Source organism: Homoserinibacter sp. GY 40078, from assembly GCF_008017545.1.
In the GTDB taxonomy this organism is placed as follows: domain Bacteria; phylum Actinomycetota; class Actinomycetes; order Actinomycetales; family Microbacteriaceae; genus Homoserinibacter.
In genome coordinates, this window is the sequence record NZ_VRTZ01000001.1 from 441,638 (window position 1) to 454,605 (window position 12,968).

General features: G+C 70.8%; 9 protein-coding genes. 2 read left to right on the top strand and 7 right to left on the bottom strand.

The window, feature by feature from the left end; all coding sequences use genetic code 11:
* Positions 1-25: 25 nt before the first annotated feature.
* The 6 genes from FVQ89_RS02145 to FVQ89_RS02170 form a co-directional block, all read right to left on the bottom strand.
* On the bottom strand, positions 26-463 hold the full coding sequence (locus FVQ89_RS02145) for a hypothetical protein (protein ID WP_147900275.1): 438 nt from the start codon (positions 461-463) through the stop codon (positions 26-28).
* Positions 464-552: 89 nt separating this feature from the next.
* Entirely contained in the window at positions 553-1,413 is an 861-nt protein-coding gene (locus FVQ89_RS02150) for a fumarylacetoacetate hydrolase family protein (RefSeq protein WP_147900276.1), read from the bottom strand.
* 28 nt (positions 1,414-1,441) lie between these two features.
* Positions 1,442-2,122 (bottom strand): SDR family NAD(P)-dependent oxidoreductase, encoded by a 681-nt coding sequence (locus FVQ89_RS02155; protein ID WP_147900277.1) that lies wholly within the window; start codon positions 2,120-2,122, stop codon positions 1,442-1,444.
* A gap of 17 nt (positions 2,123-2,139) precedes the next feature.
* Complete coding sequence (locus FVQ89_RS02160; RefSeq protein WP_147900278.1) at positions 2,140-5,073, bottom strand: glycoside hydrolase family 2 TIM barrel-domain containing protein; 2,934 nt, start codon at positions 5,071-5,073, stop codon at positions 2,140-2,142.
* Entirely contained in the window at positions 5,070-8,162 is a 3,093-nt protein-coding gene (locus tag FVQ89_RS02165; RefSeq protein ID WP_147900279.1) for a glycoside hydrolase family 38 C-terminal domain-containing protein, read from the bottom strand. Before FVQ89_RS02165 ends, FVQ89_RS02160 begins: the two co-directional genes overlap by 4 nt.
* Before the next feature lie 14 nt (positions 8,163-8,176).
* Positions 8,177-10,192, bottom strand: a complete 2,016-nt coding sequence (locus FVQ89_RS02170; protein ID WP_147900280.1) for an alpha-galactosidase — start codon at positions 10,190-10,192, stop codon at positions 8,177-8,179.
* A 79-nt stretch (positions 10,193-10,271) separates the two neighbouring features.
* On the opposite strand from FVQ89_RS02170, the gene FVQ89_RS02175 reads away from it, so the two are divergent.
* Together FVQ89_RS02175 and FVQ89_RS02180 are read left to right on the top strand one after the other, a co-directional pair.
* Positions 10,272-11,369: a Gfo/Idh/MocA family protein gene (locus FVQ89_RS02175; protein ID WP_147900281.1), complete on the top strand. Its 1,098-nt coding sequence runs from the start codon at positions 10,272-10,274 to the stop codon at positions 11,367-11,369.
* Positions 11,366-12,112: a ThuA domain-containing protein gene (locus FVQ89_RS02180; RefSeq protein WP_255513370.1), complete on the top strand. Its 747-nt coding sequence runs from the start codon at positions 11,366-11,368 to the stop codon at positions 12,110-12,112. Before FVQ89_RS02175 ends, FVQ89_RS02180 begins: the two co-directional genes overlap by 4 nt.
* A gap of 28 nt (positions 12,113-12,140) precedes the next feature.
* Here FVQ89_RS02180 and FVQ89_RS02185 read toward each other — a convergent pair whose 3' ends face one another.
* Positions 12,141-12,968, bottom strand: a complete 828-nt coding sequence (locus FVQ89_RS02185) for a carbohydrate ABC transporter permease (RefSeq protein WP_147900282.1) — start codon at positions 12,966-12,968, stop codon at positions 12,141-12,143.

The window sequence follows — 12,968 nt, forward strand, 5'->3', positions numbered from 1 at the left end:
CGAACCACGCCGCGGCGCGCCGAACTCACCGGAAGACGGTTCGCGAGTGCCGCCTGTTCAGGTCTGCGGTGATCGGTGGAGGCGGTGCCGCGCGAAGGCGCAGACCGGCGTGGATGAAGAGTGCAGCGACGGGCACCAGGTAGCTCAGGGCGAGAACCGTGCTCAGGGTAGAGAAATCAGACGGCTGCGCAACGAGCCCGACCACCAGGATGAGCGCCAGCAGCCCGAGCACACTGCCGAAGATCAAGCTTGCCCGCGCGGTGGCAGCGGTCCTCCACCATGCCCTCGGCGGTGCGATCGCCTCGCCCCTGCCGCGGAACACGCGGACCCCCACCAGCGTGAAGATCCACAGGTTCACGTAGGGAAGGACGACCACGGCGGCCGACTCGGTGCTCGCACCCATCGCCAAGAGGAACAGGCCGACGACGATCCACGCGAAAACGAAAGTGACCTTGCCCCACATCGACGTGATCCTCATGCCGGGCTCCATTCCGTCTCCAAGGTGCGCTCATGTTCGCACGCCTGGTGCTACCTCCACCAGCCCCCTCCGCGTCAGCGCGGCGGCGCCACCTGCTGCCGCTGCGTGCCGAGGCCGTCGATCGCGAGCTCCATCACGTCGCCCACCTGCAGCCACGGCGGCGGGGTGATGCCCATCGCCACCCCGGGCGGGGTTCCCGTGTTGATGAGGTCGCCGGGCTCCAGCACCATGAACTGGCTGAGGTAGTGCACGATCGTGAACGGGTCGAAGACCATCGTGGCGGTCGTGCCCGTCTGGCGGCGCACCCCGTTCACGTCGAGGCTCATGCCGAGCGCGAGCACGTCGTCGAGCTCGTCGGGGGTCGCCAGCCACGGACCCGCCGGGTTGAACGTCTCGGCCGACTTGCCCTTCGCCCACTGCCCCGAGCGCTCCAGCTGGAACGCCCGCTCGCTCACGTCGTTCACGAGCACGTAGCCGGCGATCGCGTCGCGGGCGGCGTCGACATCCGGCAGGTAGCTGGTGCGGCTCCCGATCACGATGCCGAGCTCCACCTCCCAGTCGAGCTTCGTGGCTCCACGCGGCATGATGACGTCGTCGTCGGGGCCGACGAGCGTGTTGGGGCTCTTCGTGAAGAGGATCGGCTCATCGGGCACGGCCATGCCCGACTCCGCGGCGTGGTCGGAGTAGTTGAGGCCGATGCAGAGGATCTGGTGCGGCCGCGCGATCGGCGCACCGATGCGGCGCCCACCCAGCGGCTCCGCGCGGCCCTCCGCGACGAGCTGCGGCACCGCGGATGCGAGCCGCGCCAGGCCGCCGCCGCCGAAGAACGCCTCGTCGAAGTCGGGCGTCACCTCCGACACGTCGACCACGAGGTCGTCTCCGACCCGCACGACAGGCACCTCGTGCCCCGCCTCACCCACGCGCATGAGCTTCATCTGTTGTCTCCGTTCCCGGCCGCGGCCGTCAGTAGGTGGCGCGTCCGCCGCTGATGTCGTATACGGCGCCCGTCGAGAAGCTCACCGCATCGCTCGTGAGCCACGCGATCAGCTCGGCGACCTCCTCCGGCTTCCCCACCCGCTTCATCGGGATGAGGCTCGTGATGTGCTCGAGCACCTCGGGAGCCGTGGTGGCGTTCATGGGGGTCGCGATCACGGCGGGGGCGATGGCGTTGACGAGCACGCCGCTCGTGGCGAGCTCCTTGCCGACGGACTTCGTGAGGGCGATCACCGCGGCCTTGCTGGCGCTGTAGGCGGAGAGGTTCGGATTGCCGTCCTTCCCCGCCATGCTCGCGATGTTCACGATGCGGCCCCAGCCGCGCTCCACCATCCCGGGAGCGACCGCGCGGATCGTCGCGACGGTTCCCAATACATTCACCGCGAGAGTGCGGTTCCACTCCTCCGCCGTGGTCTCGAGGAGCGGCTTGTTCGGCCCGACCACGCCCGCCGAGTTGACGAGCACGTCCACTCCCCCGAGCTCGGCGACGAGCGCCGCGAGTGCAGCGTCATCGGTCACGTCGACGGCATGGTCGGCCCCGGGCGCGAGGTCGATCGTCACCACGCGGAGCCCCTCGGCTCGCAGCCGCTCGGCCGTCGCCGCGCCCAGTCCGCTGGCGCCTCCCGTGACGAGTGCGGTGCGTGTGCTCATGGGGTTCCTTCTCTCTGTCATGATTCGCGGGCCCGGTCGGTGCGGAAGGTGAACGCCCCACGCAACGCTCGTGCCGGAAGTCGATACGCAGGCAACGGGCCCGGCCCGCACGCGGCCGTGCCGACGCCCTCCTGGGCGAGGTCGAGCACCACGTGGGTGCGACCGTCCGTGCGGAGCAGGTGGTCGTGCTCGACCGCCGCGAGGTGCTCGGTCGACCAGGGGCGCACAGTGACCGCCACGGCGGGGTCGGCCGTCACCTCGAGCGCGGCGGATGCCGGGCCAGCGGATGCCGAGTCGAGCCGCAGCCACGCCACCTCGGCACGCGCCCCCGCCTCCTGGGGGCGGACGGTGCACTCCTGCAGCTCGTCGACGCTCGCCTCGAACCACCCGGGCACGGCCGCCTGGCCGGTGTCGGGGTAGGCGGGGCCAGGGCCGCGACCCTGCCACGCCATCCGATCGGGAGCGGCGGGAAGGGCGAACGAGATCCCGGCACGCGCCCACTCGGCGGGCACCCCATCGATCGGATCGAGCGCGAGGTCGAGCCGGAGCCCGCCCTCGGCCGCGGTCCACGTGCACGTCATGTCGACTGCGGCGTCGGTGGCTGCGGCACCCACCCGGGTACGCACGACCACTCGGCCCGGCTCGCGCTCGATGCCGACGAGCCGCGAGACCAGCCGGTCGAGACCGAGCGCGGCCCAGCGGTCCGCAGCCGGTGCCAGCTCCGGCAGATCCCACGGGACGCCGCGGTCGTTGTCGGTCGGGGCGCGCCAGAGCTCGAGGCGCCAGTCCTGCACCTCGACACCGCCGATGGCGGTTACCGCTCCGGTGCGCGGATCAAGCTGGAGCGCGTCGAGGTCGAGCGTGCCGTCGGGCACGGACAGGGCGGCGGGGCGAGCCGTCGGGGCATCGACCGTCGACCGGGCGACCCGTGCGACCACCGCGCCCGCATCCGCCCACGGGCGCTGGTGGGCGTCGACCGCCTCGACCACGACCACGTTCCCCGGCTCCGCCAGAGCGGACGCGACGGCCACCGGCCAATCGAGCTCGACCGCGCCGCGCGGTGGGATCGGATCGGCGGGCAGCTCGCCGGTCGCGATCACCCTCGCGCCGCTCTCGATCCGCCATCGGAGCACGAGGTGCGCGGTATCCGTGTGGTCGAGGCGCGAGCGGACGACAAGCGTCTCTCCCATCGAGATCGCCACCGGCGCGAACACCTGCGCGAGGTCGGCGAGCTGGGCCCGCGGGGTGCGGTCGGCGGCGACGAGCCCATCGATCACGAAGTTGCCGTCGTGCACCGGCTCGCCGAAGTCACCGCCATATGCCGTCGCCGGCATGCCGTCGAGCGTCGCCTCGATGCCGTGCTCGAGCCACTCCCAGATGAACCCGCCCATCATCCGATCGGACGAGTCGAAAATGTCCTGGTACTCCGTGAGTCCGCCGGGGCCGGTGCCCATCGCGTGGGCGTACTCGCACTGCACGAACGGCATCGCGCGGCGCCGCGCATCGAGGGCGGGGTCGTCGAGCGGGGGCTCCGCGCGGCGCGCGATGAGTTCCATCTCGTCGTGGCTCGCGTACATGCGCGACCACACGTCGACATCCGCCGAGCTCTGGTCGCCCTCGTAGTGCAGCGGTCGGGTGTCGTCGCGCCCGCGGATCTCGTCGGCCATCGCCGCGAGGTTCCGGCCGACGCCCGCCTCGTTCCCGAGCGACCAGAGCACGATCGACGGATGGTTCCGGTCGCGCTCGACCATCCGGGCGGCCCGGTGCCGGAGCGCCGACTCCCACCTCGGATCGTCCGTGGGGTTCCCCCGCCACGCGGCATCGCCGAAGCCGTGGGTCTCGAAGTCGCACTCGTCGATCACCCAGAAGCCGAGCTCGTCGGCGAGCGCGAGCATCGCCGGATCCGGCGGGTAGTGCGAAGTGCGGATCGCGTTCACGTTGCTGCGCTTCATGAGCAGCAGCTCCTCGCGCAACACCTCGGCGGGAACGTGCCGCCCGAATCGCGGATGGTGCTCGTGCCGGTTCACCCCACGGAATCGCACGGGGGCGCCATTCACCCGGAAGACGCCGTCGACGATCTCGATCGTGCGGAACCCGATGCGCAGCTCCACCGTCTCGCCCGGGGTTCCGACGCGCAGACGCCACAGGCACGGCGACTCGGCCGACCAGGGTGCTGCGCCGGGCAGCGGGGTGTCCACTCCCGGCGTGACCTGGATGCCGAGCTCCGGCAGCCACACGACCACATCCGTGGCGGCGGTGTCGATCTCGACACGCAGCAGGGCCACGCCATCCACCCAATCGGCCCGCACCCGCACGGCGTCCACGCCGTCCGATGGTCGTTCACGCAGCGTGACGGCGCGGATGATCCCCGGCGCCCACCACTCGTCCTGATCCTCGAGGTACGACGCAGCAGAGAAGGTGTGCACGCGCACCGCGAGCACGTTGTCGGCGGCGAGGGCCCCCGAGACATCGAACGACGACGGCAGGCGGCTGCCGCGGGTCGAGCCGATCAGCACCCCGTTGAGCCACACCGTCCCGGCGCCCTCGATGCCGTCGAAGCGCAACTCCGCGCGCGGGGGCACCTCGTCGAGCGCGAACCGGAGACGGTAGTCGCCCGCGGGGTTCGCATCCGGCGGATGCGGCACATCCAGCGGGAACGGGTACCTCACGTTCGTGTAGGCGGGCGCGCCGTGTGGGGCGCCGATCACCCCGTCGAGTGCGGGCATCACGAAGCTCGCCGGCACGAGCACGCCGCCCCACGCCGAGTCGTCGTAGTCGGGCCGCTCGAAGCCGTCGTCGACCGGGGTCGCGGACCACCGGAACCGCCACTCGTGCGGTCCGCCGTGGCCGCTCAGCTCGATCACGCGGGCGCTCGTCGTCATCGTCGGAGCGGTCGGCAGCAGGCCGAGCGGCGCCCCGAGATCGTCGAGCGGCTGCGGGCGCGGGGTCATCGCGGCATCCGGAAGCGCAGCGTGCGCAGCTGGAACGGCCGGAAGGGAAGCTCGACCTCAGCGGTCGAACCGGCGATGCCCTCCTGCTCTGGCAGCGGACGCTCGAGCAGGTCGGTGAGCTCGACGCTTCGGGCGGCCGCATCGAGACGGATGCGCGTACGCGCCCGCCCGCCGCGCGACTCGTAGAGCCGCACGACCACGTCGCCGCTGCCGTCCTCCGCAAGCTTCACCGTCTGCACGACGACCGCCGGATCGCTCGACGTCACGAGCGGCGCGAACGCGGTGCCCCAGATGCGGCGCGGCGCGTTCTGCAGGTCGAACCCGAGGGCGACGGCGTCGCCGATCGCGGCACCCGGCCGGATGCGGAAGCGCATCATGTGCTCGCCCTGATCCGACTCCGGATCAGGGAACAGCGGCGCCCGCAGCAGCGAGAAGCGGACGGTGGTCGTCGTTCCCCCGTCGGCGCGGGTGTGGCGGCCGGTGTCGTAGCCGTAGGTGGAGTCGTTCGCGATCGCGACCCCGTATCCGGGCTCCGCGATGTGCACGAAGCGGTGCTGGCAGGCCTCGAAGCGTGCGGCATCCCAGCTGGTGTTCACGTGCGTGGAGCGGAAGATGTGGCCGAACTGCGTCTCGGCCGCGATGCGATCCGCGTGCACATCGAGCGGCACGGCGAGCTTCAGGATCTTCTCGCGCTCGTGCCAGTCGACGAGGTTCTCGATCTCGATCGCGTCGGCGCCCGGGCGCAACACGAGGCGCTGGGTGATGGTCGAGGGCTGCTCCCGCTCGGCACCCAGTACACGCACCGTCACGACGGCGACCGATCCGTCGTCGGCGTGCTCGATGCGCCGCTCGGCGACCTCGGTCAGCTCGGTGACGGTGCGCCGGTAGTGGGCGTCGAGGTCCCAGGCGTCCCAGAGGTTCGGCAGGTCGCGGTGCAGGCGCAGCACGTTGGCGGGCTCCCCGGCGGGGATCGCCTCGCGGCCGTCGGCATGAGCGACGAGCGACACGAGGTGGCCGTGGTCGTCGATCACCGCGCGCACGATGCCGTTGTCGAGCACGTCCCCGATGGTGCTTCGGGAGGACGACACGCCGCCGGCGAGCTGGGACTCGGTCGGGGGCGGCGCGTCATCCTCCCCAAGGGGGGCTGCGGATGCGGAGGGGGCGGCGGCGAGCGGCGGCACGCCTCCGCGGGCGAAGGGCGAGGCGTTCACGACGAGCTCGTCGTCGCCGTCACCGGCGAGCGCCGAGAGCGCCTCCGCGATGATGCGCTCGAGTACTGCACTCACCTCGGCATGACGGCGCTCGGCCTCGCGATGAACCCACGCGATCGCCGAACCCGGCAGGATGTCGTGGAACTGCAGCAGCAGCACCGTCTGCCAAGCCCGGTCGAGCTCGTCCTGCGGATACGCGAAGCCGGTGCGCACGGATGCGGTGGCCGCCCACAGCTCGGCCTCGCGCAACAGCGCCTCGTTGCGGCGGTTGCCCTGCTTGGTGCGCAGCTGCGAGGTGAACACCCCGCGGTGCAGTTCGAGGTACATCTCGCCGTTCCAGACGGGGGCGTCGGGGTACTCGGCCTCCGCCTCCTCGAAGAACGAGCGCGGCGTGCCGATGCGCACGGCGGGCGACCCTTCGAGGTCGGCGGTGCGGTGCGCGGCCGCGATCATCTCGCGGGTCGGGCCGCCGCCGCCGTCGCCCCAGCCGAACGGCGCGAGCGACACGGTCGCGCGTCCCTTCTCGCTGAAGTTCGCCTCCGCGTGGGCGAGCTCGGCCGCCGAGATCTCGCAGTTGTACGAGTCGACCGGCGGGAAGTGCGTGAACACGCGCGTGCCGTCGATGCCCTCCCAGCGGAAGGTGTGGTGCGGCATCTTGTTGGTCTGGTTCCACGAGATCTTCTGGGTGAGGAACCAGCGCTCGCCCGCCGCGGCGACGATCTGCGGAAGCGCGCCCGAGTAGCCGAACGAGTCGGGCAGCCAGGCCTCCTCGCAGTCCACCCCGAACTCCTCGAGGAAGAAGCGCTTGCCGGCGATGAACTGCCGGGCCATCGCCTCGGAGCCGGGCATGTTGGTGTCGGACTCGACCCACATGCCGCCGACGGGCACGAACTGCCCCGCGGCGACCTTCTCGCGGATCCGCTCGAATACCTGCGGGTGGTACTCCTTCATCCATTGGTACTGCTGCGCCGATGAGCACGCGAACACGAAGTCCGGGTGCTCGTCCATGAGCGCCATCACGTTGGTGAAGGTGCGTGCACACTTGCGCACCGTCTCGCGCAGCGGCCAGAGCCACGCGGAGTCGATGTGGGCGTGCCCGGTCGCGACCACGCGGTGCGCGGAGGCATGCGCGGGTCGCGCGGCGACGTCGGCGAGGGCGTCGCGTGCGGCCTGGGCCGTGCCGGGGATGTCGTCCGGATCGAGCACGTCGAGCATCGACTCGAGAGCGCGCAACAGCTCATGCCGCCGCGACGAGGTGACCGGCAGCTCGAGCATGAGGCCGCGGAGGGTCCAGACGTCTTGTAGCAGCTCCCAGACGGTCTCGTCGATGAGCGCCACCTCGAGCTGCTTGAGCTCGTAGAGCGGCTCGTCGGGCGCGGTGTCCCACTCGCCGTACGGCGTCGGGTCGAAGTCGTAGTCGCCCGCGACATCCGGGTTGGCGGCGGCCTCCACGAACACGTCGATCGGGCCGTCGGCGGCAGACCACGGCAGGTACGAGTTCATCGGCGCGATCGACTTGATGAGGGTGCCATCCGGGCGATAGGCGAGCCCCTCGGCCTGGAAGCCGCTGCGCGAGCGGTTGTAGCCGAAGTCGATGAGGATCTCGGCGCGCGTGCCGGGCTGGGGGGAGTCGATCCACTCGCGAGGCAGCTCGCCGGTGATCCGCAGCCACACCGTCGACCACGCCCGCCCCCACTTCCAGCCGAGCGGAACCGGGGTGAACACCTGCGTGGATGCCTCGGCGAAGGGCACCGGCTCCCGCGGCACCTGCCAGGCGGTCGCCTGCAGCGGACGCGCATCGCGGTAGAGCGCGGGACGCAGATGGTCGCGCAGGAACCGGTCGAGGCGCGCCTCGACGAGCTCGCGATCGTCGTGCATGGTGTCCTTCCGGATCAGGCGGCCGGCTCGACGAGCAGCAGCCAGGAACGGGTGGCGGGATCGGTGCCGTCGCTCAGGGTCCACCCCGCAGCGAGCTCGGATCCCGCGGCGACGCGCTCGGCACCGGTGGCGAGGTCGGTCACTCGATAGCTCACCTCCGGGTCGAGGCCGCGAGGGGCGACGTGCACGGCAGCGCCGTCATCGAGGTCGAAGGCAGCGATGAGGTGCCGCGCGCCCGCATCGAGCTGGGCGACGGGCACGCGCTCGCCGAAGCCGCCCCGCTCCGGCGGAGCGGTGAGCGGCCGCAGCACGCCGTCCCGCACGAACGGCGTGACCACCTCGCGGAACAGGCGCACGTGCTCCCGCAGCCGATCCGCGAGCTCCGGCCGCAGCTCGGTCAGGCGCAGGCTCACACCGAAGCGGTGCAGCATCGCGGCGCGCAGCATCCGGTCGAACTCGGGCACCTCGACGCTTGCCCAGTCCTTCTGATTGCCGGGGAAGTCGCCGCGCCACTGCGACCACGACCAGTGCAGGATCCCCGCGGGCGGCATGAAGCGCGCAGCGCCCCACAGCACTTCGAGGTGGTGCTCGGTGTAGTCGGGGTCGCTCAAGAAGCTGCCGTGCACCTGGCGCGCGATGCCGAGGTCGAAGCGGAGCCCGCCCGACGAGCACGACTCGAGCAGCACCTCCGGGTGGCGCTCGCGGAACTGCTGCAGCACTTCATAGAGGCCCTCGTAGTGGCGGAACAGGCCGTCGCCCGCGCCGTGGCCGTGGTCGGTGCGGGTGCAGCCGGCATCCGGGTCGACGTTGAAGTCGAGCTTGATCCACCGGGCGCCCACCTGCTGGACGAGCCACGACATCGACCCGAGCACGTGCTCACGGCCCGCCGGGGATCCGAGGCACACGTAGCCGAGGAACGTCGGGTCGTCGGGGTCGAGCGACTCGGTCATGACGCCGTAGGAGGGGTCGGGGCGGCGGCCGTCGACCGCGTGCGCCATGATCTCCGGATGCTCGCGGCGCAGCTGCGAGGCGTAGCCGACCGCCTCGGCCTCGATCCAGATGCCGGGCAGGGCGCCCGCCGCCCGGATGCCGTCGCCGAGCGCGACGAGACCCGAGGGGAAGCGCGCGGTGTTGATGCGCGTCCAGTCGCCGCGCTGCTGGCTCCAGGAGGTGTCCGCTTCGGCGGCACCGAACCAGCCCGCGTCGACCGTGGCGACCGCGATGCCGAGGTCCGCGGCGATCCGCGCGTTGTCGAAGATGACCTGCTCGGTGACCTCCTGGTCTTCGTAGGGCCACCAGTGGTTCCACTCGACGGGGACGCTGTCGGTGAAGGCGGTGCGCGGCATCCAGTCCGCGCCGGCTGCGCGCTGGATGGCGAGGCCCGCCTCGTCGAGGTCGGATGCGACGGCCACCACGACGCTCGGCGCGTCAACGGCTTCGCCGGGTGCCAGCACGACCTCGAACTGCCACGGCGAGATGCCCGCCGTGATGTTGCCTCCGGACATCGCGTGGATGTGCCAGTTGCCGCTCCACGCGGGGCTCACGACCACCGCGGAATCCGCACGCTCGAGTCCGAGCCACGGCGACATGCCGTGCGAGCTGCGGCCCGCGCGGCTCTCGAGCACGAGGTCGTGCGCGCTGCGACCGGTGCGCGGCCGGAACTCGTCGCCCCAGCCGCTCCAGTACGAGTGCGTCGTCCAGTCGCCGCCGACGAGCAGCGCGAGCGGGTCCATCCGGGTGACCGACACCGGAGCGGACGAGGTGTTGCGCAGTTCGAGCGAGAACTCGAAGACGTCCTCGCCCGCGATGCGGCGAGCGCTCCAGCGGGCATCGAGGGGGGCGCCATCGAGGGAGCCGAAGATCTCGAGAGTGTCGCCCGACTCGCGGACCTCGCACGAGCTCCACGTGGAGACGGTGCGACGGTTCGCGTCGACGGTGATCGGGGCGGTCGTGCTGATCGCAGCCTCGCCGAACAGGACGGAGAGGAGGCCACCATCCTGGGGGCGGGCACGCAGCGCTGCGTTGGTCATCGACGGGTCCTCACGGTAGAGTTATTTCATCATACCTAATGGCTGAGTGCCATTTCGAGTCCTTCATCGGAGAAGCATCGTGACCCATCCGTCGCCCTCGTCCTCTCAGCCCCTCCGCGTCGGTGTCGTCGGGCTCGGCTACGCCGGCACGACGCACCTGACCTCGTTCCTCGGGATCCCGGGAGTCGAGGTCGTCGCGCTCGCCGGCAAGGAGACCGACCGCCTCGCATCCCTCGGCGCCGCCCATCAGATCCCGCACCTCGTGGAGGACTGGCAGGACCTCGTAGCCCTGCCGGATGTGGACGTCGTCTCGGTCGCCACCCCGAACGTGCTCCACGCGCCGGTGAGCCTCGCCGCACTGCGCGCCGGCAAGCACGTCTTCTGCGAGAAGCCCCTCGCGCTCACCGCAGCCGAGGCGCGCGAGATGGTCGACGCCTCCCGCAGCGCGAACCGCGTGCTCGAGGTGGCGTTCAACTACCGCCGCCGCGCCGACGTGCGCTTCGCTCGCTCCTATATCGAGACCGAAGGTATTGGTCGTATCTATCACGCGCGCGCCTCGTGGAAGCGCCGTGCCGGCATCCCCGGCCTCCGGTCGTGGTTCACGAGCCCCACACTCGCAGGAGGCGGCGCACTCATCGACCTCGGGCCCCACGTGCTCGACTCGCTGCTCTACCTCATGGGCGAGCCGCGGGTCGTCGCAGTGAGCGCCGTCACCCACGGCGAGCTCGGCCGCGCCGGGTACGGCGCCATGAACCGGCAGGAGCAGATGGCGAGCGACACCGGCCTCTTCGAGGTCGAGGACCTCGCGAGCGCGCTCCTCCGACTCGAAGACGGCTCGAGCGTCGCCTTCGAGATCAGCTGGGCGGGTCACACCGTCGACGACGAGGACATCTCGATCGAGCTGCTGGGCGTCGACGCCGGGATCCGCCTTTTCGTGCCGCGCTACAAGACCGACGACACCCTGCGCATCTACCGCGACCAGGCGGGTGTGAACCTCACGATCGCGCCCGAGGTCCACGTCGCAGGCTCCGAGCACCCCACCGTGATCGCCGAGTTCGTCGACATCGTGCGCTCGGGCGACTGGTCAGGACACCACGGCGAGTTCGCACTGCACCGCACCGAGGTGCTCGACGCCTGCTACCGCTCCGCCGCCGAGGGACGGGAGGTCGTGCTGTGACCGCCTCCGCGCCGCTGCGCGTGACCGTCTGGAACGAGAACATCCACGAGACGCGCGCCGGCTCGCGCACGGTCGAGCTCTACCCCGACGGCATGCACGGCGCGATCGCCGCAGGCCTCGAGGAGCTGCTCGGCAGTGAGGTCGAGGTGCGGATCGCGACGATGGATCAGCCCGAGCACGGGCTCCCCGCCGAGGTGGTCGACACGACCGACGTGATGCTGTGGTGGGGCCACGAGGACCACCCGGGAGTCGACGACGCCGTCGTACAACGCGTGTACGACGCCGTGCTCGGCGGCATGGGGCTGCTCGTGCTGCACTCGGCGCACTACTCGAAGATCTTCCGCAAGCTCATGGGCACGACCTGCTCGCTGCGGTGGCGCAACGACGGCGACCGCGAACTGGTGTGGACCGTGGCCCCCACGCATCCGATCGCCGAGGGCGTTCCCGACCCGATCGTCATCGACCAGCAGGAGATGTACGGCGAGTTCTTCGACATCCCGACGCCCGACGAGCTCGTCTTCATCTCGTCGTTCACGGGTGGCGAGGTGTTCCGCTCCGGCGCGACCTGGCGCCGCGGTCTCGGCAAGGTGTTCTACTTCTCGCCCGGCGACCAGGAATACCCCGTCTACCACCACCCCGCGATCCGCCGGGTGCTGGCGAACGGTGTGCGCTGGGCCGCCCCCGTGACGCGCACCGAGCCGATCGACGCGACCCAGCATCCGCGCGGGTGGTTCGAGGCCTGAGGCCCGTCGCCACCCGCGCGGGCGGGGGTCAGCGGCTCACGCCCGCGGCGAGGCCCTGCATCACGTAGCGCGAGGCGAGCACGAGCAGGAGGATCGGCACGGACGCCGTCAGCAGCAGGCCCGCCGAGACGAGCGGCTGCTGGTTCAGGTACCGGTCGCCGATCTGGGCGAGGGCGGGCGTCAGCAGTCGCTTGCTGTCGTCCGGCAGCAGGATGAACGCGTACAGCAGCTCGTTCCACATGCCGAGGAACTGCAGCACCGCGAGAGTGGCGATGCTCGAACCGCCGACCGGCAGGATGAGCGACCGGATCGTCCGGAAGAACCCGGCGCCGTCGAGCCGGATGGCTTCCAGCAGCTCATCCGGGATCGCGCGGAACGACACCGACAGGAAGAACACGGCGAACGGCAGGCTCGTGGCCACGTAGACCACGATCAGGCCCGAGAAGTCGCCCACGAGCCCGAGGCGCGAGAGCATCAGGTAGATCGGGAGGATCAGCACCTGTCCCGGGATGAGCATCACCGAGACGAACGACCCGGTGATGAGCTTCGCGCCCGGCACCGGGAGCTTCGCGAGGGCGTAGCCCGCGCTTGTCGACAGCAGGATCGTGATGATCATCGCGATCGTCACGACGTACAGGCTGTTGAGGAAGGCCGGGCCGGCGCCGTACGTGTTCCAGATGACGACGAAGTTCTCGAAGCTGATCGAACTGGGCAACCCGAGCGGATTGTTCAGGTAGTCCGAGTTGGTGCGCAACGACGACGACACGAGGAAGAACAGCGGGTAGATGATCGTCGCCGCCATGAGGACGAGCAGCAGGAAGATCGGCCAGCGGACGCGCGAATTGAGGCTTGTCAC

Bases quoted from the DNA above. Each gene is read 5' to 3' on its own strand.
- FVQ89_RS02145 (WP_147900275.1), bottom strand. From the start codon at position 463: ATGTGGGGCAAGGTCACTTTCGTTTTCGCGTGGATCGTCGTCGGCCTG.
- FVQ89_RS02150 (WP_147900276.1), bottom strand. From the start codon at position 1,413: ATGAAGCTCATGCGCGTGGGTGAGGCGGGGCACGAGGTGCCTGTCGTG.
- FVQ89_RS02155 (WP_147900277.1), bottom strand. From the start codon at position 2,122: ATGAGCACACGCACCGCACTCGTCACGGGAGGCGCCAGCGGACTGGGC.
- FVQ89_RS02160 (WP_147900278.1), bottom strand. From the start codon at position 5,073: ATGACCCCGCGCCCGCAGCCGCTCGACGATCTCGGGGCGCCGCTCGGC.
- FVQ89_RS02165 (WP_147900279.1), bottom strand. From the start codon at position 8,162: ATGCACGACGATCGCGAGCTCGTCGAGGCGCGCCTCGACCGGTTCCTG.
- FVQ89_RS02170 (WP_147900280.1), bottom strand. From the start codon at position 10,192: ATGACCAACGCAGCGCTGCGTGCCCGCCCCCAGGATGGTGGCCTCCTC.